Consider the following 20,372-nt stretch of genomic DNA (forward strand, 5'->3'; position numbering starts at 1 on the left):
CGGCCACCACCCGGCCCGCTACGGTTCCGCCGCCCTGCCGGCATCGAACCGTGGGAACCGTTGCCGGCCGCCGGGGTATCCCACTCAGCAGCCGGCAGCGCCGGCCGGCTCAGGGGCGCGGATCCACCGCGGCGCAGGTCGTCCCCGGCGCCGGGAGCCGCCCATCGACAACAAAGCGGTCGACGACCGCGTCGGGGCACGACAGGTGCTGGCGGTAGACCCCGTGACCCCACCCCTGGTAGGTGAACAGCCGCGCGCCGCGGCCGAGTTGTTCGGTGACGGTTGCCGCCCAGTGGCGTGGAGTGGCCGGGTCGTGCTGGGCGGCGACCACGAGCACGGGACGGCGGGTGTCGACGTCCAGCCGATGCTGCGGATTACGGACCCTGCCGGGGTAGCCGAGGCAGGAGCCGAAGGACTCCGCGCCGGCCGCGCCGACCCACAGGTGAGGTGCGGCCGATGCGGCCTCCTCCAGGAGGCGGGAGAAGTCGGTGAAGTTGCGGATGTCGAGTTTCCAGTCCTGGCAGAACGCGAAGTCGGCCAGGGGTCGAACCTCGGGCATGGTGGCGGCCGTCCCGGGCCCGACCGGCCCGCCGTCCAGTGCGGTGAGCCGTTCGGCGAGTCGGGGCCAGTTGGCCGGAAGCCAGGACGTGAACTGCAGCTCCGCGGTCAGGCCGTACCGGGTGTAGTTGCCGAGATCGCCGTTGTCCGCCCGAGCGGACAGCGACGTGACAAGTGCCGGCACGTCGCGGCCGTGCAGGGCGCAGGTCGGCGTCCGGTCGCACCAGGACGCGAACTGCGTGAACATGTCCTCGGCCGCCGCGGTGTGGGTGACGAAGAACGACCGCGCGGACTGGCTGTGGTCCATCGGGCTGTCGAGCACCATCGCGCGCACCCGGTGCGGGTAGTTCTCGGCGTACGCCTGGGCCGTCAGCGACCCGTAGGAGACGCCGTAGAAGGTGATCGTCGACTCTCCCAGCGCGGCCCGGATCGCGTCCACGTCGTGGGCGACGCTCACCGAGTCGAGATGGTCGGTCAACGGGCCCGTGCGTTGCCGGCAGTCCTCGTACAGCGCGCGGTTGTACCTCACCAGGCCGTCGTAGGCCCGCTTGCTCGTCGGCACCGGCGGAGGCCGCTCGGCCAGCAGGTTGGCGGAACACACGACCGGGTTGCTCCGGCCGACACCGCGCGGGTCGAAGCCGACGATGTCGAAGCGGCGCAGGATCTCCGGGTTGAAGTAGCGCTCGTCGAACACCGCGTCGATACCGGACAGCCCCGGCCCACCCGGGTGGAAGATCAGGGTGCCGATCCGGTCCCCGGGGTCCGCCGCCGGGCGGGTGGCGAGGGCCAGCTCGAAGGTGGGGCCGTCGGGGCGGGCCCAGTCGACGGGAAGCGTGAGCGACCCACACCGCAGTCGCTGATCTGCCTCGTGCTCCGGGCAGGAATGCCAGGCCACGCTGCGGCTCGCGCCCGGAGCAGCCGAGCTTTCGCGGGGTCCGATGATCACTGCGCCTCCCAGGCTCAGAGCGCTGGCGACCAGGGCGCTCAGCACGGTGTTGAAGATCCTTCGCATGAGTCCTCCGCGGACGTGGTGTCGGCTCGCGACGACAGGTGCGGACACCACCACACGACGTGTGTTCGTCCGGTCGGTTCACACAGCTCACCGGAATCCGTGACGGGTTCCGTGGCGCGTCGGCGGGCGTGGCGGGTGGCGGTGAACGACAGTCGCGGTCGGTCAGGCCGAGGTGAGCACCGTGATGGGCGAGCCGAAGGTGGCCGAGCCGGGATCGTGCGCCTGCCCGATCAGAACCCGGTCACCGAGCGGAGCGGCCAGCCGCACCACCACCTCGCGCTCCTCCGCGTAGTCCAGTCGAGCGCTGTCCGGCCCGTCCCTGGGGACTTCCACGGGCTCGACGAGCACGGCCTGGTCCGTCTCGAAGACCTCGGCGTAGGGATAGTCGGCATATGGCGTGGGCGTTCCGGTGAACCGGTATGTCAGCGTCCGCCCGTCCTCCGCGAGCACCGCCTCCTCGTGATCGCAGGCGCTCAGGCCGGGCGGCCGCCACGTCATCCGGTGTTCGAAATCTGGGTCCAGGGCGATGAACGGCCATCTCCGGTCGTCGGGATACATCATCCACGCGGGAAGCTCGCGGCGGCCCCGGTCCGTGGCGAAGGGCCCGTTCGCGCGGATGAGTCGTGCCAACGGTCTCGGCGCCCCGGTCTGCACGTCGCTGCAGTACTTGATCGCCGCCGGAACGAGCTCCGGCGGCAGCGCCGAGTGCGGAACGCCGGGGCCGTCGAACACCTCCCGCCACCGGGTGTCCGCCCTGAGCCGTTCGAGCGCCGTGACGCCCATCGCCGTCAGCACGACGGGGCGTGGCTCACGGTGGACCGGAAAACCTTCCCACCTGGCCAATGCCTGCCGAGCATGCTCCGCATCGATGCGCACGAACTCACGCTAGCGGCCCCGCGCTCGGCCGCGTGTCCCGAGGTCTTCCGCAGTCGACGCGGCAGGCTCACGGCAGTGCCGTCGGGACTGAATTCGGTGGCGGCGGTCGCAGCGGGCGTGCGAACGTGGAGGCCGTCCGCCGGGTGCAGACCGGTGGGCAGGGTGATTCGCCGGGAACGACCACGATGAGGAGTGACAATGCGAGCAACTTCCACGCTCCGGACCCTTGACCGTCCTACCGTGGAGTTCCGCCTTGGCACTGTTGAACCTCGGGATCGTCGCCCATGTTGACGCCGGAAAGACCAGCCTGACCGAACGCCTGCTCTACGAGGCCGGCGCCGTGTCCCAGCTCGGCAGCGTCGACGCCGGCACGACGCGCACCGACTCGATGGAGCTGGAGCGCCGGCGCGGCATCACCATCCGGGCGGCGGTCACCTCCATCATGATCGGTGACCTGCGGGTCAACCTGGTGGACACCCCCGGCCACCCCGATTTCATCGCGGAGGTCGAGCGTTCGCTGGCCGTGCTGGACGCCGCCGTGCTCGTGGTGTCGAGCGTGGAGGGGGTCCAGCCGCAGACCGTCGCCATCTGGCGGGCGCTGCGCCGCATCGGCGTGCCGACGATGTTCTTCCTCAACAAGGTGGACCGCCGCGGTGCCGACGTCGACCGGGTGACGACCGAGCTACGCCAGCGGCTCGGGGCGCGGCCGGTCCCGCTCACCACGGTCCTCGGCCAGGGCGGGAGCGACGCCCGGGTGCGGGCCGTGGGCCTCGACGCCGAACCGGTGGTGGCGGCGGTGGCGGAGGTCGACGACGCGCTGGCGACGCGGTGGCTGACCGACGGGCCGGTGCGGGTCCGCGACGTCCGGCGGGCGATCCGGAACACGGTACGCCGCGCCGAACTCGCCCCGGTGGCGTGCGGCTCGGCGATCACCGGAGCCGGGGTGCGGCAGCTGTCCCACCTCCTGGCCGACCTGCTGCCGCGCGCCGAGGAGCGGGACGGTCCACTGGCGGGCACGGTCTTCGCCGTCGACCGGGACGGGCACGGCCGGCGGGCCTGGCTGCGGTTGTGGTCCGGGCGTCTGCGCGTACGGGATCGGGTGCCGCTGGCCGAGACCCGCCCCCAGACGGTGACCCAGATCGCCGTCATCGAGCCCGACGGCGTGCTGGTGCGTCCCGCGGTGTCGGCCGGGCAGATCGCCGCGGTACGCGGCGTGGCGGCCCGGATCGGCCAGCACATCGGGGACCCGCCGCTGCGGCGCGGCTACCGGTTCCCACCGCCGACCAGGCAGGCGCTCGTCGAACCCGTCGACCCGGACCAGCGCCTGGCGATGTTCGCCGGCCTGGCCGAGTTGGCCGACGAGGACCCGCTGGTGGACCTGCGGCTCGACGAGCAGCAGGCGGAGGCGGTGATCCGCCTGCACGGCGAGGTGCAGAAAGAGGTGCTGGCCGCGCTCATGGCGGAGCGGTACGGCGTCCGGGTGCGGTTCTCCGGCACGCTGACGGCCTGCATCGAACGGATCGCCGGCACCGGCAGCGCCGAGGAGCGGGTGCGCGAGCGCGGCAACCCTTACCTGGCCGGGCTGGGGTTGCGCATCGAGGCCGCCCCGGTCGGGCACGGCATCGAGTTCCACCCCGGTATCGAGCCCGGCCGGCTGCCACCGGCGTTCGTCGCCGCCACGGAGGAGGGTGTGCGGGCCGCGCTCCGGCAGGGCCGGCGCGGCTGGCCGGTCACCGACTGCACGGTCACCATGACGGCGTCCCGATACTGGCCGCGGCAGAGCAAGCCGCACCAGAAGTTCGACAAGTCCATCTCGACGGTGGCGGCGGACTTCCGCAATCTCGCCCCGGTCGTGGTCGCCGCGGCGCTGCGCCGGGCCGGTACCCGGGTGTGCCAGCCGATCGAGCGCTTCGACGTCAACCTTCCGCAGCACGCGGTGGAGCCGGTGCTGGCGTTGCTCGGCCGGTCCGGGGCGCTCGTCCACGACACCGCGGTCGCCGGTGGGTACCTCGAGGTGAGCGGCACCCTGCCGTCGGCGCGGGTGCCGCAGGTCGTCGCCGCCCTTCCCGACCTCACCGGTGGCGAGGCCGTGCTGACCACCACCTTCGACCACTACGCACCGGTCACCGGTGCGGATCCGCCGACGTTGCCCCGGCGTGGACCCGATCCGGCCGATCGGGAGGCGTGGTTCCGTGCCGTGCCGCGGTAGGGCGGCCGGGAGGCGCCAGGCCCGCCGATAGGATCAGCCGCGTTCCCGCCCGGGTAGCGGATCACCACGGAGAAATGCTTCGTACGCCGGACGGACGTCGTCGTCGATCTCGGGCCGGACGCCGCGGTAGCGGGTGTCCGCGCGGTCGCGATGCGGGCCGGAGAGCCAGTACTCCTCGTCGGTGTCGACGTCGTAGAAGTTGGCGTCGTACATCCCGCGCCCGCGTCGGAGCCTTCTGCCATGCCAGTACGCCGTTTGCCAGCTCTTGCTGAACCGCACGTAGCTGATCCACGCCGGCCCGCTGTCGGTGTCGTGGCCCGTCTTCAGCTGTACGAACATCACCCGTTCCGGCACGGCGTACAGGATGACACGGTGCGGCTCCCCGGGTCGGTTCCGATCTGCGACCGGGAGAGGTCCCGGCGGGTTCGTCGAACCCGCCGGGACCTTCGGCTCGCCAAGGCCGGACGGCCGTGCGGCCGCCGTCGGCGCTGCCGGTGGTTCAGCCCGGGATCTCCCGGGGGTCGCGGCTGCGGGGGTAGGTGTTCTTCTCGCCGATCGTGCCGTCCTGCTTCTTGATCACGTGCTCGGTCTCGCGCTCCGCGGCCAAATCCCGGCCGGCCGCCACCGCTTCCGCCTTGGTGTCGTGCCGGCTGCTCGCCCGCTCGTTGCCCTCCGGGCGGTTCTTCCACTGCCCGTCCTGCTGGTAGGTGTCGATGTCACCCTTGGCCATGTCCGTGTCGCCTCCCTCGGTCCGTGCGTGGTCGATGGTGAATGTGCCCGCGCGGCCGGACGGCGAATCCTCCCGCGATCGGTGGATCCGCGGGCGCCGTCACGCCGCCGGTCGCGCCGGACATCCCTCGTCCCCAGGCAGGGGACAGGTGGAGGTGCCGTGCGTCATCGACCCAGGATCTCCAGGTAGTGCGGGTTGTGCATGATGCCCAGCACGTTCCCGAACGGGTCGATCACCGATGCCGTCACGAAGCCGGACGTTCGTGGCGTGAGCGGCTGGTACTCCGTGGCACCCATCGACAGCAGCTTGTGGAACGTCGCGTCGATGTCGTCGACGTGCCAGTACATGACGACGCCGCCGGGGCCGGGCGCGGCGCCCGCCGGCGCGTACCGGCGGTCGATCAGGCCCAGCTCGTCCAGGCTGTCGCCGATGCGGAACTCGACGTAGGCGGGCGGCCCGTCGACCGGGCGCACGAAGTAGGGCTCGGCGTCGAGCAGTTCGGCGTACCACCGGGTGGCCGCCGCCAGGTCGTCGGCCCAGTAGTTGATCGTGGCGAATCCGCGCAACATTGGTGCTTCCTTTCCTTCGGTCGGTGACAGGGACCATCCTCCGGCCTAAAGTGCTCACCAACTGACCACTTTGGGCCGAGGGTGGAGAGATGCGCGCTGACCGCCTCGTCGCCGCTCTCCTGATCATGCAGACCCGCGGTCGGGTGACCGCAGCCGAACTGGCCGGCGAGCTCGAGGTGTCGGTCGCCACCGCCCGCCGCGACCTGGAGGCGCTGTCGGCGGCGGGTATCCCGGTCTATCCGCAGCCGGGACGCGGCGGCGGCTGGGCGCTGGTCGGCGGGGCCCGCACCGACCTGTCCGGCCTGTCGGCCACCGAAGCCCAGGCGCTGTTCCTGCTCGCCGGCCCGGCCGCGACCGTCTCCGACGAGGTCAGGGCGGCCCTGCGCAAACTCCTCCGGGCGCTGCCGCAGACCTTCCGGGCCGACGCCCGGGCCGCCGCCGACGCCACGATGATCGACCCCGCCCGCTGGGGTGAGCCGGACCGCCGCCGCCCGCAACTGGTCGACCTGCTGCAGACCTCCGTCATCCGGCAGCGCAAACTCCGGCTGACCTACACCGGCCGCACCCGGGAGCAGACCGAACGGCTGGTCGATCCCTGGGGCCTGGTCGACAAGGACGACGTCTGGTATCTGGTCGCCGGGACCGACCAGGGTCGGCGCACCTTCCGCGTCGACCGGATCGTCGCCGCCGAGCCCACCGACCTACCCGCCGAACGTCCCGACGACTTCACCCTCCAGGCCGCCTGGCAACACGTCGTCGACGAGGTCGAACAGCGACGTTCCCGCACCTGGGCGACCGTCCTCGTCGACAGCAGGTTCGTGTCCGTGCTGCGGAACCAGTTCGGCCGGCACTGCCACCCCGACGACGAACCCGGCGACGGCCCGACCCGGGTCCGCCTCGCCGCACCGACCCCGCTGGACCTCGCCCGGAACCTCGCCGGCTGGGGCGCGCTGATCGAGGTGGTCGAACCCCGCTCCGTCCAGGCGGAGCTGGCGCGCATCGGCGCCGAACTCGTCACCCGCTACCCCCGCGGACCCGGCTCGACGGACGAACCCGGTCCGGGCACGACCTAAGCCCTGCCGGGCGGCCCCACCCGTCGGGTCGTCCCGGGGCGGGTGGTCGCCGTACGGCGATCAGGACGGCTGTCCAGCGTCTTCCGGTGACCTTGACCGGCGGGAAGGCGCCGGTTCCCGTCGCGTCGTGCCCGAGGGCCGACGCCGAAATCGGCGACATCGGTCTATGGCAGACCAGCGCGATGATCGACATTATGGGAGTCGCGGTGACCCCGCATGAGAATCGGCGAACGCCTGACCGCCAAGAGGCGGGGCCGAGGCCGAGGGCCTCCCGGCGACCAAGGAGATGCGTGTGCTTATCGGCGTTGTCAACGAGTCGAGGCGCGGGGAGACCCGGGTGGCCGCAACCCCCACCACTGTGGTCCAGCTGTTGAAGCTGGGTTATCAGGTGGTGGTGGAACCCGCCGCCGGGGAGCCGTCGAGCTTCCCGGACGAGGCATACGTCTCCGTCGGCGCGTCCGTGGGGAATCCCCTCACCGCGGACATCGTGTTCGGGGTGAACGCGCCGTCAGCGGAGCAGCTCGACGCGCTCCGCCCGGGTGCGACGTGGGTCAGCCTGCTGGCTCCGGCGTCGAAACCCGAACTGGTGGAGCAGCTGGCGCGTCGTCCGATCACCGCCCTCGCGATGGATGCCGTGCCGCGCATCTCCCGCGCACAGTCGCTGGACGTGCTCTCCTCAATGGCGAACATCGCGGGATACCGGGCCGTGGTGGAAGCCGCACACGCCTTCGGGCGGTTCTTCACCGGTCAGGTGACCGCTGCCGGCAAGGTGCCACCGGCGAAGGTGCTGGTGGCGGGTGCGGGTGTCGCGGGGCTCGCGGCGATCGGTGCCGCCGGCAGCCTGGGCGCCGTCGTCCGCGCCACCGATCCCCGCCCCGAGGTGGCCGACCAGGTGCGTTCGCTGGGCGGGGAGTACCTCCCGGTGGAAGCGCCCGACGTGGAGGTCTCGGCCACCGGGTACGCCAAGGAGATGTCGGAGGACTACCACGCCCGGGCGGCTGCCCTGTACGCAGCGCAGTGCCCGGACGTGGACATCATCATCACCACCGCGTTGATCCCCGGGAAGCCGGCGCCTCTGCTGCTCACCAAGGAGATGGTGGCGAGCATGAAGCCGGGAAGCGTCATCGTCGACATGGCGGCGTCGAACGGCGGGAACGTGGAGGGCACCATCCCCGGTGAGGCGGTCGTCACCGAGAACGGCGTGACCATCCTGGGCTACACCGACCTCGCCGCTCGCCTGCCCACCCAGGCGTCGCAGCTGTACGGCACCAACCTGGTCAACCTGATGAAGCTGCTGACGCCCGGCAAGGACGGCCAGCTCGTGCTCGACTTCGATGACGTGGTGCAGCGGTCGATGACCGTGGTCCGGGACGGCGAACTCACCTGGCCGCCACCGCCCGTGCAGGTCTCGGTGGCGCCGGTCGCGGCGGAGAAGTCAACGGAGTCGCGAGCGAAGCGGCCCGTACCGACGTCCCGCCGCGTCGCGATGGCGACGGCCGTCGGGGTGGTGCTGTTCCTGGTCGCCGCGCTGGCCCCGCCGGCGCTGCTGGGTCACCTGACGGTGTTCGCCCTGGCGATCGTGGTCGGCTACTACGTGATCGGTCACGTGCACCATGCGCTGCACACACCGCTGATGTCGGTGACCAACGCGATCTCAGGGATCATCGTCGTCGGCGCGCTCGTGCAGATCGGTCACGGCGAGGCGTCGAACCGAGCCCTGATCACCGGGCTGTCGTCCGCCGCGATCCTGCTGGCCAGCATCAACATCTTCGGCGGCTTCGCGGTGACCCGCCGCATGCTGACCATGTTCTCCCGCAGCTGATGCCACCCCCGAGTCCTGGAGCTACTACGACATGACTGTCGAGACCGCGGCGCAGTCCGCGTACATCGTGGCCGCGCTGCTGTTCATCCTGGCGCTCGCCGGCCTGTCCAAGCACGAGACCGCCAGGGCGGGCAACGCCCTGGGCATGGCCGGCATGGCGTTGGCCCTGGTCGCCACCGTCGCGCTGGCCGCCGAACACGGCATCGGCGGCACCGCCGCGAGCCTGCTCGTCGGGGCCACCCTGGTCGGTGCCGTCATCGGGTTGGACCGGGCAAGGCGGGTGCAGATGACCGGCATGCCCGAGCTGATCGCGCTGCTGCACTCCTTCGTCGGCCTCGCCGCCGTGCTCGTGGGCTGGAACGGTTACCTCCAGGTCGAAGGCGACCTCGACGGCGCCGAAGCGCACGCGCTTCGGGCCGAGGAGATGCTGGGGATCCACCATGCCGAGGTCTTCATCGGCGTCTTCATCGGCGCGGTCACCTTCACCGGATCGATCGTCGCGTTCGGCAAGCTGTCGGCGCGGATGAAGTCCGCCCCGCTGATGCTGCCCGGCAAGAACATGCTCAACCTCGGTGCCCTGGCCGCGTTCGCGTTGCTCACCGTCTGGTTCGTCCTCGACCCGCAGTTGTGGCTGCTCGTCGTGGTCACCGCGATCGCGCTGGCACTGGGCTGGCACCTGGTCGCCTCCATCGGCGGAGGTGACATGCCGGTGGTGGTGTCGATGCTGAACAGCTATTCCGGCTGGGCCGCCGCCGCGGCCGGGTTCCTGCTGGAGAACAACCTGCTCATCATCACCGGCGCGCTGGTCGGCTCCTCCGGCGCCTACCTCTCCTACATCATGTGCCGGGCCATGAACCGGTCGTTCCTGTCCGTCATCGCAGGCGGCTTCGGTATGGAGAGCACCACCCCGGGCGAGGTGACTCAGGGCGAGCACCACGAGGTGACCGCCGAGCAGGTCGCCGACATGCTGGCGGAGGCGGACTCGGTCATCATCACCCCCGGCTACGGCATGGCGGTCGCCCAGGCGCAGCACGGCGTCGCCGAGCTCACCCGCAAGCTCCGCGAGCGGGGCATCGAGGTCCGCTTCGGCATCCACCCGGTAGCGGGCCGCCTGCCCGGCCATATGAACGTCCTGCTGGCTGAGGCGAAGGTTCCCTACGACATCGTCCTGGAGTTGGACGAGATCAACGACGACTTCGCGCACACCTCCGTCGTGCTGGTCATCGGCGCCAACGACACCGTCAACCCTGCTGCCGAAGACCCCGACAGCCCCATCGCCGGAATGCCCGTCCTGACCGTCTGGGAGGCAGGCCAGGTGGTGGTCTTCAAGCGCTCGATGGCCACCGGCTATGCCGGTGTCCAGAACCCGCTCTTCTTCCGGGACAACACCTCGATGTTGTTCGGGGATGCCAAGCAGCGCGTCGACGACATCCTTGCCGCGCTCGCGACGCGCAGCCAGACCGGCCCGACGCTGACCGCCACCGGCTGAGGTAGGGAGGCGGCGGCGTGGTCCTCGGGTCGCCTCCCGTCGGGCGGGCCGAGCCGGGCCGGCCCGGCTCGGCCGGCCAGCACGGATGACCTCCCTCCACATCGGACAGCGCCGCCTCGGGGTCGACCCGTGACTCTTGACACTCCTGTGTCGGGAGTGTTAAAAATCCACTACAACCAGTGTTAGCGCCAACATGAACACCGGCCGCAACAGGGTGTCGGAGTGGGGCAATCCGTCCATCACTCCTATTAACTTGGTGTTACGTCGCCCCCACTAGAGATTGGAACGAGTGTTAACGCTAACACTCGGCGACCTGCCCCGACGGTCGCTTCCAGGACGACCGGGAACCCCGAAGAGCCCGGCGCCTGCTGGACACGACATCGCCACGGAGGGACTCGGCTCTGCTCCCCGTACCCCTTCGTGAATCTCTGGATTCGACAGCCCGGGACGACTCGTGAACCGGACCGTCGATCAAGGAAAGGAAGACGTGCACCATGTCTTATCTGTTGGCAAGACCGTGGAGAGTCATCCCCGTCATGATGGCGCTGATCCTGGCTGTCGGGGGTCTGGCAATCGCCCGGCCCGCGCAGGCGGACACCCACGTCATCGGCTCGTCCGACAACGGCGACGGGACGTATGACAACCCGGTGATCTGGGCAGATGTGCCTGATACGGACGTCATCCGGGTCGGGGACGCCTTCTACATGTCGAGCACGACGATGCACATGAATCCGGGTGTGCCCATCATGAAGTCCTATGACCTCGTGAACTGGGAGACCATCAGCTATGCGTACCTCGTCATGGACGACAGGCCGGCGACCACGCTGAAGAACAACCAGAGCATGTACAGCAACGGGACCTGGGCAAGCACCCTGAGGTACAAGGACGGAACCTTCTACATCGTGGTCCCGTCACCGACGACGGGCAGGACCTACTTCTTCCAGACCGAGGATCCGGAGCACCAGCCGTGGCGCCGGACGGAGGTCAACGCCCGGTACCACGACCCCAGCCTCCTGATGGACGACGACGGACGTAACTGGCTCGTCTACGGCAACAATCCCCTCAGGATCATCGAGGTGAACAAGACGGTCACCGGCATCGCCGCAGGCGCCCAGTCGCAGGTGCTCATCCAGAACATCCACGCGCCGGACCCGATCACCGGAATCACGCCCACGGGCGGGCTTGCCGAGGGCTGCCACATCCAGAAGATCAACGGCACGTACTACATCGAGTGCATCACGTGGCCGTCGGGGAAGCCGCGTACCCAGGTCGCCCATCGCGCGAGCAGTCTTGCCGGTCCCTGGGAGTCCAAGACGATCGCCCAGGAGAACGTCGTGGTCGGCACGGGCGGTGGCGGGCCCGCCCAGGGCAACATCGTCGACGACGGGCAGGGCAACTGGTACGGCGTGGTCTTCCGCGACAGCGGCTCGGTCGGCCGGATCCCGTGGCTCATCCCGATCAACTGGACCAATGGCTGGCCGATGTACGGTGACGACGAGACCGGCCTGCACCTCACCCGGAGCGGCCCGAAGCCGATTCAGGGCTTCCCGATGAAGAGCGTCGTGTCGTCGGACGAGTTCACCAACAGCGCGCCGAAGCCGACGTACAACGACGCGATCCTGGATCCGCTGCTGCCCGAGTACGTGTACAACGGCTCGAACCTCAAGCTCGACTGGCAGTGGAACCACAATCCGGACAACCGGTACTGGTCGCTCACCGAGCGCCCGGGTTGGCTGCGGCTCACCACGGGGCAGCTGGCCACCAACCTGCTGAACGCACGGAACTCCCTGACGCAGCGCACCTTCGGGCCGACCTCCTCCGCCCAGGTGGCGCTCGATGTCAGCAACATGAAGAACGGCGATCGCGCGGGCCTGGCGCTCTTCACCGCCCGGTACGGCACGATCGAGGTGCGCATGAACAACGGGGTCAAGACCCTCGTCATGATGAACAGCTCCTCGACCACGAACCACACCGACGTCGCGAGCTACCCCCTCACCTCGAACAAGGTCTATTTCAAGGTGGATGCGAACTTCGCGGGTCAGCTGGACCGAGGAACGTTCTACTACGGCCTCGACGGCGTGCACTGGACCCAACTCGGTAACACCCAGCAGATGAACTACAGCACGAACAACCACTTCATGGGATACCGCTTCGCCCTGTACAACTACGCGACGACGGAACTCGGCGGTCACGTGGACTTCGACTACTACCGCATCAGCGACGAGCTGAAGGGCGCGACGCCGCTGACGGTGAAGGGCTTCTACCAGCCGGTCGGCATGGACGGGGTGGTCAACACCGTCAAGGCCGGAAGCACCGTACCGATGAAGTTCGAGGTGTTCTCGGACGCCTCGGAGGCGACCGACCCCGCCATCGCCTCCATGACGGTGGCCGATGTCGCCTGTGACGCCAGCGCGCAGACGGAAGAGATCGAGTCACTCGCCACCGGCGAGAACTCGCTCACCTACACCGACGGTCACTTCCAGTACAACTGGAAGACCCCGAAGAGCCCCGGCACCTGCTACGCCGTAACCGCCACCATTCAAGACGGATCTCGCATCACCGCTCAATTCAAACTGCGCTAGACGACACCGACGGGGGAGGGGCTGCGCACGCCGCAGCCCCTCCCTCCTCGGTGCGGCGGTCAGCCGGCCGGGCTGAGGTCGATCACCAGCGCGGGGCCGGTCCGCCCGCCGCCCGGCTCCGCGCGGGTCAACCGCTGCGCCGCCCGCGCCGGGTCGTCGTCGCGGATCGCTTCCCCGAGTACGCGGACCCAGCGCTCGCCGTGGGTGTCGGTGAAGCCGGTGCTCACGACGGCGATGCGGCGGGCGGTGACGCGACCGCCGGTCACCTCCGTGGCCCCGGTCGGTTCCGTGGCCGGGGCGGTGAGCCCGAGGGCGGGGCCGGCCGGGACGCCGGCCGGCCCGTCCGGCGTGCCGACGTCGGGTGAGCCGCAGCGCACCGCCTCGACCCGGCCGGCCCGGTCGACCTGCACGATTGTCGCGTCGAGGTAGCCGGCGGGGGCGAGGTCGTGGACGGCCCGGCGCAGCGCGCGGGCGAGCTGGGGCAGGGTGCGCCGCGGCCGGCCGGCCTGCTGGTGGAACGTCCGCTCGATGGCCCGGGTGCCGGCCCGGTCGGCCAGGGCGTCGCCGACCGCCGTGCCGACGAGGACCCGCAGGCCGCCGTCGCGGACCGGGACGGCGGCGGCGACCTCGCCGGGGCTGCGGCAGATCGCGAGGGCGGCGCGTCCGGGGCCGGCGGGCATGGTGAACACGGCGACGTCCGGTGGGGCGGCGGCGCGGACGACCGCGGCCCTCCGCCGGCGGCGTCGTGCCCAGGCCAGGGCGGGCGCCGCCGCGAGGCACATCGCGGACACGAGCAGCGCCGACGGGTCGGTCCGGTGCCCGGGGACGATCGGTACGGCGACCGACACCGCGACCAGCACCCCCGCCCAGGCCGACACGAGTGCCGCCGCCCGGGGGCGGATCGTCACCCCGAGCAGGCCGGGCAGCAGCACCCAACCGAGCGGGGAGCTGACCTCGGCGGCGCCCATCAGCATCGCGTTGCCGGTGGTGCCCGCCAGGGCGGTTCGCATCGACAGCAGGGCAGTGTTGCGCATCACCGCGTCCCATCGTCGGGCGGGTCGGCGGACTGTCACCTGCCGCCCCGCGGGCCGTGCGCCGCCGGTCGGGCGGCGGGGCCGGACGGCCACGCCGACCAGGTTAGCCGGTTCGGCGGCGCCCCGACTCGCGTAGTTCGACGAATGTCGATCATCGTATGTGCTGTTCACCTGATCGCAGGTTAGGGTTGACTCACCGCGTTGTGGATCATTGGGAGGTTGTGTGCTGGTACTGGTGGCGGTCCATGCGCTCGCAGCCTTGATCGCCCCGGCGCTGGTACGCATCTGGGGCCGCCGGGCTCTCTACCTGTTGGCCCTCGTGCCCGCCGCGGCGCTGGGCTGGGCGCTGACCCGGACGGACCAGGTGCGCTCGGGCACGCCGGTGGTCGAGACGGTCGGCTGGGTGCCGCAGCTCGGTCTGGAAATCGCCCTGCGGATGGGCACGCTGTCCTGGTTGATGGTGCTGCTCGTCGGTGGCGTCGGTGCGCTCGTGCTCGCCTACAGCGCGCGGTACTTCCACTCCGACGATCCCGGCCTGGGCCGGTTCGCGGCGGTGTTCGTGGCGTTCGCCGGGGCGATGCTGGGCCTGGTGGTCTCCGACGACCTGCTGCTGCTCTACGTGTTCTGGGAGCTGACGACCGTCTTCTCCTACCTGCTGATCGGCAGCGACCCGACCCAGCGGGCGAGCCGGCGGGCCGCCATGCAGGCGTTGCTGCTGACCACGCTGGGCGGTCTGGCGATGCTCGCCGGGTTCGTGATGCTCGGCCAGCACGCCGGCACGTACCGGTGGTCGGAGATCGCCGACGACCTGCCCGGCGGCGGCTACCTCGCGGTGGCCCTGGTGCTGGTCCTGCTGGGCGTGCTGAGCAAGTCGGCGATCTTCCCGTTCAGCTTCTGGTTGCCGCGCGCGATGGCCGCGCCCACGCCGGTCAGCGCGTACCTGCACGCGGCGGCCATGGTCAAGGCCGGGGTGTTCCTGGTCGCGCTGATGGGGCCGGCGGTCGGCGAGGCGACGCCGTGGCGGCCGGTGCTGCTCACCGCCGGACTGGTCACCATGTTCCTCGGCGGCTGGGCGGCGCTGCGGCAGGTCGACCTGAAGCTGCTGCTCGCCTACGGCACGGTCAGCCAGTTGGGCCTGCTGATGGTGATCCTGGGCGCGGGCACCCGGGGCACCGCGCTGGCGGGTGCGGCGATGCTGCTGGCGCACGCCCTGTTCAAGGCGACGCTGTTCCTGATCGTCGGGGTGGTCGACCACGTCGCCGGCACCCGCGACCTGCGCGAGCTCAGCGGGCTGGGCCGGCGGGCACCGGTGCTGGCGGTGGTGGCCGGTCTGGCGGCGGCGTCGATGGCCGGGCTGCCGCCGCTGGCCGGGTTCGTCGCCAAGGAGGCGGCGCTGGAGGCGTTCCTGCACGGCGGCCCGGCGGATCTGCTGGTGTTGGCCGGGCTGGTGATCGGCTCGGCGCTGACCGTGGCGTACACGATGCGTTTCCTGTGGGGCGCGTTCGCCGCGAAGCCGGACGTCGAGGCCACCCGGCCCGAGCGGGTGGAGTGGCCGTTCGTCGCCCCGGCGGCGGTGCTGGGCGTCGCCGGTCTCGCCGTCGGCGTGCTCGCGCCGGCCGTGGACCGGGTGCTCGCCCCGTACGCGGATCTGTTCCCGGACGCCGACCCCGGCTACCACCTGGCGCTGTGGCACGGCCTGACCCCGGCGCTGGGCCTGTCGGCGCTGGCCGTCGCGGCCGGTGTCGGGCTGTTCCTGCTGCTGCACCGGCGCCGGCCCCGGCTGGCGCGGCTGCCGTTCGACGGCGCGAGCGCCTACGACTGGGCGGTGCGGGGCGTCGACCGGGCGGCGGTGGAGCTGACCGGTGCCACCCAGCGTGGTTCGCTGCCGTTCTATCTGGGCGTCATCCTGGTGGTGCTGGTGGTGCTGCCCGGCGGCGCGCTGCTGGCCGGCCTGCCCTGGCCACAGCGGTTCAAGCTGTGGGACAGCCCGTTGCAGGCGGTCGCGGGCGCCGTGGTGGTGGTGTCGGCGGTGATGGCGGCGCGGGCCCGGCGGCGGTTGACCGCGATGATCCTGGTCGGCGTCTCCGGCTACGGCACCGCGCTGCTGTTCATCCTGCACGGCGCCCCGGACCTGGCGCTTACCCAGTTCCTGGTGGAGACCGTCACGATCGTCATGTTCGTGCTGGTGCTGCGCCGGTTGCCGGCGAAGTTCTCGGTCCGGCCGATCCGCACCAGCCGGCGGGTGCGCGTCGCGCTCGGCGTCGCCGTCGGCCTGGTCACCGCCGGCATGGCGTACGTGGCGGCCGGCGCCCGGGTGGCCACCCCGATCTCGGTCGACTTCCCCGGCGAGGCCGTGGCGTACGGCGGCGGCAAGAACGTGGTGAACGTGACCCTTGTCGACATCCGGGCCTGGGACACGATGGGCGAGATCGCCGTGCTGGTGGTGGCCGCCACGGGCGTGGCCAGCCTCATCTTCCGCCGGTCCCGCGCCCTGGACATGCGCAGCGGCATCCCCGGCGTCGGCCGCAGCGACTCGGTGCGGCCGCGCTGGCTGACCACCGGCGCCACCTCCCGACAGCAGTCGGTCATCCTCCAGGTGGTCACCCGGCTGCTGTTCCACGCGATCGTGCTCTTCGCGATCTACCTGCTCTTCTCCGGCCACAACGCGCCCGGCGGCGGCTTCGCCGCGGGGCTGGTCGCCGGCCTCGGCCTGGCCGTGCGGTACCTGGCGGGCGGGCGCACCGAGCTCAACGGGGCGGCGCCGGTGGACGCCGGGCGGGTGCTCGGGGCGGGCCTGATCGTCGCCATCGGCACCGGGGTCGGCGCGATGCTGCTCGGCGGCGACTTCCTGCAGAGCGCGCTGCTCGACTTCCACCTGCCGGTCTTCGGTGACGTCCACTTCGTCACGTCGGTCTTCTTCGACGTCGGCGTCTTCCTCATCGTGGTCGGCCTGGTGCTGGACATCCTGCGCAGCCTCGGCGCGGAGATGGACCGCCAGCAGGAGGTCGACGAGGGCGTGGCCGAACCGGCCGAGGACCGGACGAAGGAGCTGGTGTGAACCCCAACCTGATCTACGTCCTGGTGGTCGGTGTGCTCTTCGCTGCCGGGATCACGCTGCTGCTGGAACGCAGCCTGACCCGGGTGCTGATGGGGGTCATCCTGCTCGGCAACGGCGCCAACCTGCTGCTGTTGACCGGCGGCCGGGCCGGCGGCCCGCCGATCGTCGGCACCACCGACGAGGCGGAGATGGCGGACCCGCTGCCGCAGGCGATGGTGCTGACCGCCATCGTCATCACCCTGGGCATGACCGCGTTCCTGCTCGCCCTGGCCTACCGCAGTTGGCACCTCAACGGGCACGACGAGGTGCAGGACGACGTCGAGGACCGCCGGATCATGGAGTTGGCGGACCGGGACGAGGGCCCCGGCACCGCCGACGCGGACACCGTGCGTGAACTGGCGGCCGACCCCACCGAGCCGATGCCGGTGGCCCGTGAGCGGGAGAGTGCGACATGACCTGGCTCGTTCCGCTGCCGGTGGTGATGCCGCTGATCGGCGCCGCCCTGACCCTGCTGCTGGTCGGCCGGCCGCGCGCCCAGCGGTGGGTCAGCATCACCGTGCTGACCGCCACCGTCGCGGTCGCGGCGCTGCTGCTGGTCCGCTCGTCGCTGGACGGCCCGCTGGTCGTCGAGGTCGGCGGCTGGGTCGCGCCGCTGGGCATCGTGCTCGTCGCCGACCAGCTCGCCGCGCTGATGCTCGTGGTGTCCGCGGCGGTGACCCTGTGCGTGCTGGTCTATTCCATCGGGCAGGGCCAGGCCGACGGGCACGAGGAGACGCCGCTGTCGGTCTACCACCCGACCTACCTGGTGCTGACCGCCGGAGTGTGCAACGCGTTCCTCTCCGGCGACCTGTTCAACCTCTATGTCGGCTTCGAGATCCTGCTGGTGGCCAGCTACGTGCTGCTGACGCTGGGCAGCACGGAGACGCGGATCCGGGCCGGCACCACGTACGTCGTGGTCAGCCTGCTGTCGTCGGTGCTCTTCCTGGTCGCGATCGGCCTGGTGTACGCCTCGACCGGGACGCTCAACCTGGCGCAGCTGGTGGACCGGTTGGACGCGCTGCCGGACGACCTGCGGCTGGTCCTGCAGGGCATGCTGCTGTTGGCCTTCGGCATCAAGGCCGCGGTGTTCCCGCTGTCGGCGTGGCTGCCGGACAGCTACCCGACCGCGCCCGCCCCGGTCACCGCGGTCTTCGCGGGCCTGCTCACCAAGGTCGGCGTGTACGCGATCATCCGCACCGAGACGCTGCTGTTCCCCGGCGGCCGCACCGCCGACCTGCTGCTGGTGGTCGCGGCACTGACCATGGTGGTCGGCATCCTCGGCGCGGTGGCCCAGTCCGACATCAAGCGGTTGTTGTCGTTCACGCTGGTCAGCCACATCGGATACATGCTGTTCGGGGTCGGGTTGACCACCACGCTGGGGCTGTCCGCCGCGATCTTCTACGTGGTGCACCACATCACCATCCAGACCACCCTGTTCCTCGCCGCCGGGCTGATCGAACGGCGCGGCGGCAGCACGGCACTGGACCGGCTCGGCGGGCTCGCCCGACTGTCGCCGCTGCTGGCGGTGCTGTTCTTCGTACCCGCGCTCAACCTGGCCGGCATCCCGCCGTTCTCCGGGTTCCTCGGCAAACTCGGCCTGGTGCAGGCCGGGGTGGCCGACGGCGGGGCGCTGGCGTGGGGGCTGGTGGCCGGCGGGCTGCTCACCAGCCTGCTCACCCTGTACGCCATCGCCCGGGTGTGGAACCTGGCGTTCTGGCGGGCCCCGCACCCGGACATGCCGGAGCCGGGTGACCCGGTGCGGGCGGCCCGCACCGACGGCGCCGAGCAGCCGCACGAGGACCCGGAGCCGGCGGGCGCGGTGCTGCCCCGGCTGATGATCGGCTCCACCGCCGCGCTGGTGGCGTTCGGCCTGGCGTTGACGGTGGTGGCCGGGCCGCTCTTCGACATCAGCACCGACGCCGCCGAGGACCTGCTGCGCCGCGCCCCGTACGTCGAGGCCGTGTTCCCGGACGGTGCCCCGTGACCGACGAGTCGATGACGACCGGGCCGGCGAACCCGCCGCTGGACCGCCGCGCCCGCTGGCGCAACCGGGTGGTGGCGGTGACCGGCCTGGCCACCATGTGGGTGCTGCTCTGGGGGACGCTCTCCTGGGCGAACGTGATCAACGGCCTGGTGGTCGCCGCCGTGCTGGTGGTGGTGTTCCCGCTGCCACCGGTGACGTTCGCCGGGCGGATCCGGCCGGTCGGGCTGCTCCGCTTCGTGCTGCGTTTCCTGCTCGACCTCGTGGTCGCCTCGGCGCAGATCGCCTGGCTGGCGGTGCGCTTCGGGCACACCCCGCACGCCGCGATCATCGCCGTGCGGCTGCGGGTGAACAGCGACCTCAACCTCACCCTCACCGCCGAGGCGTTGTCGCTGGTGCCGGGGAGCCTCATCCTCGAGGCCGACCGCGGCACCGGCACCCTCTACGTGCACGTCCTCGGGGTCCGCACCCCGGCCGAGGTGGAGCGGTTCCGCGACGGCGTGCTCGACCTGGAGGCACGCATCATCGCCGCCATCGGGTCGGCCGAGGAACTGCGCACCCTCGACCGGCCCGCTCCCACCGGCCCGTCGGAGCCGGTCGACCTGGAAGGGGCATCGACGTGACCGTCGTCGCCGTGCTCGTCGCCACGCTGCTCGCCGTGGCCGGCGCGCTCACCCTCACCCGCATCATCCGTGGGCCGTCGATCCTCGACCGGGCGGTCGCCACCGACGTGCTGCTCGCCGTCGTCGTCGCGGCCATCGCCACCGAGGCGGCCTACAGCCGGGACGCCACGGCGCTGCCGGTGCTGGTGGTCCTCGCCGTGCTCGGCTTCGTCGGGTCGGTGAGCGTGGCCCGGTTCGCGGCGCGGAGAAACGTCAAATGACGCTCGACGCCGTCCTCGACGTCGTCGCCGCCGGCTGTCTCATCGCCGGGGCGCTGCTCAGCCTCGCCGCCGGGGTCGCCCTGGTCCGCTTCCCGGACCTGCTGTCCCGGATGCACGCGGCGGCCAAGCCGCAGGTCCTCGGCCTGCTGCTGGTCCTGCTCGGTTGCGCGCTGCGGCTGCGTTCCGGGGTGGACATCACCACGCTGGTGCTGGTGGGCGCGTTCCAGCTGGCCACCGCCCCGGTCGCGGCGCACATGGTGGGCCGGGCCGCGTACCCGCACGACGAGATCCGCCGCGACCTGCTGCTCACCGACGAACTCGCCGCGCACCTCGACGACGTGCGGGCGCGGCGGGCGGACGCGCCGGGCGAGCCCGACCCGGCGTCGCGGCCGGCCTGAGCGGCCGAACGCCGGTCCGTCGCCGCGACGGACCGACGTTCGGCGGGTGGACTCGCGCC

Annotated in this window: 17 protein-coding genes; 11 read left to right on the forward strand and 6 right to left on the reverse strand. The window is 71.3% G+C overall.

Annotation, left to right across the window (positions count from 1 at the left end):
* Positions 1-109: 109 nt before the first annotated feature.
* Both K7640_RS22105 and K7640_RS22110 read right to left on the reverse strand, forming a co-directional pair.
* Positions 110-1,570 carry an alpha/beta hydrolase gene (locus K7640_RS22105; RefSeq protein ID WP_222956792.1) on the reverse strand — a complete coding sequence of 487 codons (1,461 nt, stop codon included), beginning with the start codon at positions 1,568-1,570 and terminating at the stop codon, positions 110-112.
* Positions 1,571-1,732: 162 nt separating this feature from the next.
* Positions 1,733-2,446, reverse strand: coding sequence for a hypothetical protein (locus tag K7640_RS22110; RefSeq protein WP_222956793.1), 714 nt, complete (start codon positions 2,444-2,446; stop codon positions 1,733-1,735).
* A 253-nt stretch (positions 2,447-2,699) separates the two neighbouring features.
* Here K7640_RS22110 and K7640_RS22115 point away from each other — a divergent pair, with 253 nt between their 5' ends.
* Positions 2,700-4,655: a translation factor GTPase family protein gene (locus K7640_RS22115; protein WP_222956794.1), complete on the forward strand. Its 1,956-nt coding sequence runs from the start codon at positions 2,700-2,702 to the stop codon at positions 4,653-4,655.
* A 33-nt stretch (positions 4,656-4,688) separates the two neighbouring features.
* Here the strand turns inward: K7640_RS22115 and K7640_RS22120 are convergent, their stop codons facing one another.
* The 3 genes from K7640_RS22120 to K7640_RS22130 form a co-directional block, all read right to left on the reverse strand.
* A complete protein-coding gene (locus K7640_RS22120) occupies positions 4,689-5,009 on the reverse strand; it encodes a hypothetical protein (RefSeq protein WP_222956795.1) in 321 nt (106 codons plus the stop codon).
* 145 nt (positions 5,010-5,154) lie between these two features.
* Positions 5,155-5,385, reverse strand: coding sequence for a DUF2188 domain-containing protein (locus tag K7640_RS22125; protein ID WP_222956796.1), 231 nt, complete (start codon positions 5,383-5,385; stop codon positions 5,155-5,157).
* A gap of 164 nt (positions 5,386-5,549) precedes the next feature.
* A complete protein-coding gene (locus tag K7640_RS22130; RefSeq protein WP_222956797.1) occupies positions 5,550-5,954 on the reverse strand; it encodes a VOC family protein in 405 nt (134 codons plus the stop codon).
* Positions 5,955-6,043: 89 nt separating this feature from the next.
* On the opposite strand from K7640_RS22130, the gene K7640_RS22135 reads away from it, so the two are divergent.
* From K7640_RS22135 to K7640_RS22150, 4 genes are all read left to right on the forward strand, one after another.
* Positions 6,044-7,027 carry a YafY family protein gene (locus K7640_RS22135; protein ID WP_222956798.1) on the forward strand — a complete coding sequence of 328 codons (984 nt, stop codon included), beginning with the start codon at positions 6,044-6,046 and terminating at the stop codon, positions 7,025-7,027.
* A 286-nt stretch (positions 7,028-7,313) separates the two neighbouring features.
* Positions 7,314-8,849, forward strand: coding sequence for a Re/Si-specific NAD(P)(+) transhydrogenase subunit alpha (locus tag K7640_RS22140; protein WP_255609727.1), 1,536 nt, complete (start codon positions 7,314-7,316; stop codon positions 8,847-8,849).
* Positions 8,850-8,880: 31 nt separating this feature from the next.
* Positions 8,881-10,338, forward strand: a complete 1,458-nt coding sequence (gene pntB, locus K7640_RS22145; protein ID WP_222956800.1) for a Re/Si-specific NAD(P)(+) transhydrogenase subunit beta — start codon at positions 8,881-8,883, stop codon at positions 10,336-10,338.
* A gap of 536 nt (positions 10,339-10,874) precedes the next feature.
* The gene (locus K7640_RS22150; RefSeq protein ID WP_222956801.1) at positions 10,875-12,920 is read left to right on the forward strand and encodes a family 43 glycosylhydrolase; all 2,046 of its coding nucleotides are present in this window, start codon (positions 10,875-10,877) and stop codon (positions 12,918-12,920) included.
* Positions 12,921-12,979: 59 nt separating this feature from the next.
* Here K7640_RS22150 and K7640_RS22155 read toward each other — a convergent pair whose 3' ends face one another.
* Positions 12,980-13,954, reverse strand: coding sequence for a hypothetical protein (locus K7640_RS22155; RefSeq protein ID WP_255609729.1), 975 nt, complete (start codon positions 13,952-13,954; stop codon positions 12,980-12,982).
* A gap of 223 nt (positions 13,955-14,177) precedes the next feature.
* Here K7640_RS22155 and K7640_RS22160 point away from each other — a divergent pair, with 223 nt between their 5' ends.
* The 6 genes from K7640_RS22160 to mnhG are packed head-to-tail and all read left to right on the forward strand — an operon-like array spanning position 14,178 to position 20,313.
* Complete coding sequence (locus tag K7640_RS22160) at positions 14,178-17,012, forward strand: Na+/H+ antiporter subunit A (protein ID WP_222956802.1); 2,835 nt, start codon at positions 14,178-14,180, stop codon at positions 17,010-17,012.
* Complete coding sequence (locus tag K7640_RS22165) at positions 17,009-17,467, forward strand: Na(+)/H(+) antiporter subunit C (protein WP_308042625.1); 459 nt, start codon at positions 17,009-17,011, stop codon at positions 17,465-17,467. The genes K7640_RS22160 and K7640_RS22165 overlap by 4 nt, the downstream gene beginning before the upstream one ends.
* Positions 17,464-19,035: a Na+/H+ antiporter subunit D gene (locus K7640_RS22170; protein WP_222956803.1), complete on the forward strand. Its 1,572-nt coding sequence runs from the start codon at positions 17,464-17,466 to the stop codon at positions 19,033-19,035. The genes K7640_RS22165 and K7640_RS22170 overlap by 4 nt, the downstream gene beginning before the upstream one ends.
* A complete protein-coding gene (locus tag K7640_RS22175; protein WP_308042626.1) occupies positions 19,032-19,655 on the forward strand; it encodes a Na+/H+ antiporter subunit E in 624 nt (207 codons plus the stop codon). Before K7640_RS22170 ends, K7640_RS22175 begins: the two co-directional genes overlap by 4 nt.
* Positions 19,652-19,915, forward strand: a complete 264-nt coding sequence (locus tag K7640_RS22180; RefSeq protein WP_222956804.1) for a monovalent cation/H+ antiporter complex subunit F — start codon at positions 19,652-19,654, stop codon at positions 19,913-19,915. Before K7640_RS22175 ends, K7640_RS22180 begins: the two co-directional genes overlap by 4 nt.
* Positions 19,912-20,313, forward strand: a complete 402-nt coding sequence (gene mnhG, locus K7640_RS22185; protein ID WP_222956805.1) for a monovalent cation/H(+) antiporter subunit G — start codon at positions 19,912-19,914, stop codon at positions 20,311-20,313. The genes K7640_RS22180 and mnhG overlap by 4 nt, the downstream gene beginning before the upstream one ends.
* The last annotated feature ends 59 nt before the right edge of the window (positions 20,314-20,372 follow it).

The organism is Micromonospora sp. PLK6-60 (genome assembly GCF_019890675.1).
Classification (GTDB): Bacteria; Actinomycetota; Actinomycetes; order Mycobacteriales; family Micromonosporaceae; genus Micromonospora.

Bases quoted from the DNA above. Each gene is read 5' to 3' on its own strand.
- K7640_RS22105 (WP_222956792.1), bottom strand. From the start codon at position 1,570: ATGCGAAGGATCTTCAACACCGTGCTGAGCGCCCTGGTCGCCAGCGCT.
- K7640_RS22125 (WP_222956796.1), bottom strand. From the start codon at position 5,385: ATGGCCAAGGGTGACATCGACACCTACCAGCAGGACGGGCAGTGGAAG.
- K7640_RS22130 (WP_222956797.1), bottom strand. From the start codon at position 5,954: ATGTTGCGCGGATTCGCCACGATCAACTACTGGGCCGACGACCTGGCG.
- K7640_RS22135 (WP_222956798.1), top strand. From the start codon at position 6,044: ATGCGCGCTGACCGCCTCGTCGCCGCTCTCCTGATCATGCAGACCCGC.
- K7640_RS22140 (WP_255609727.1), top strand. From the start codon at position 7,314: ATGCGTGTGCTTATCGGCGTTGTCAACGAGTCGAGGCGCGGGGAGACC.
- pntB (WP_222956800.1), top strand. From the start codon at position 8,881: ATGACTGTCGAGACCGCGGCGCAGTCCGCGTACATCGTGGCCGCGCTG.
- K7640_RS22150 (WP_222956801.1), top strand. From the start codon at position 10,875: ATGATGGCGCTGATCCTGGCTGTCGGGGGTCTGGCAATCGCCCGGCCC.
- K7640_RS22155 (WP_255609729.1), bottom strand. From the start codon at position 13,954: ATGCGCAACACTGCCCTGCTGTCGATGCGAACCGCCCTGGCGGGCACC.
- K7640_RS22170 (WP_222956803.1), top strand. From the start codon at position 17,464: ATGACCTGGCTCGTTCCGCTGCCGGTGGTGATGCCGCTGATCGGCGCC.
- mnhG (WP_222956805.1), top strand. From the start codon at position 19,912: ATGACGCTCGACGCCGTCCTCGACGTCGTCGCCGCCGGCTGTCTCATC.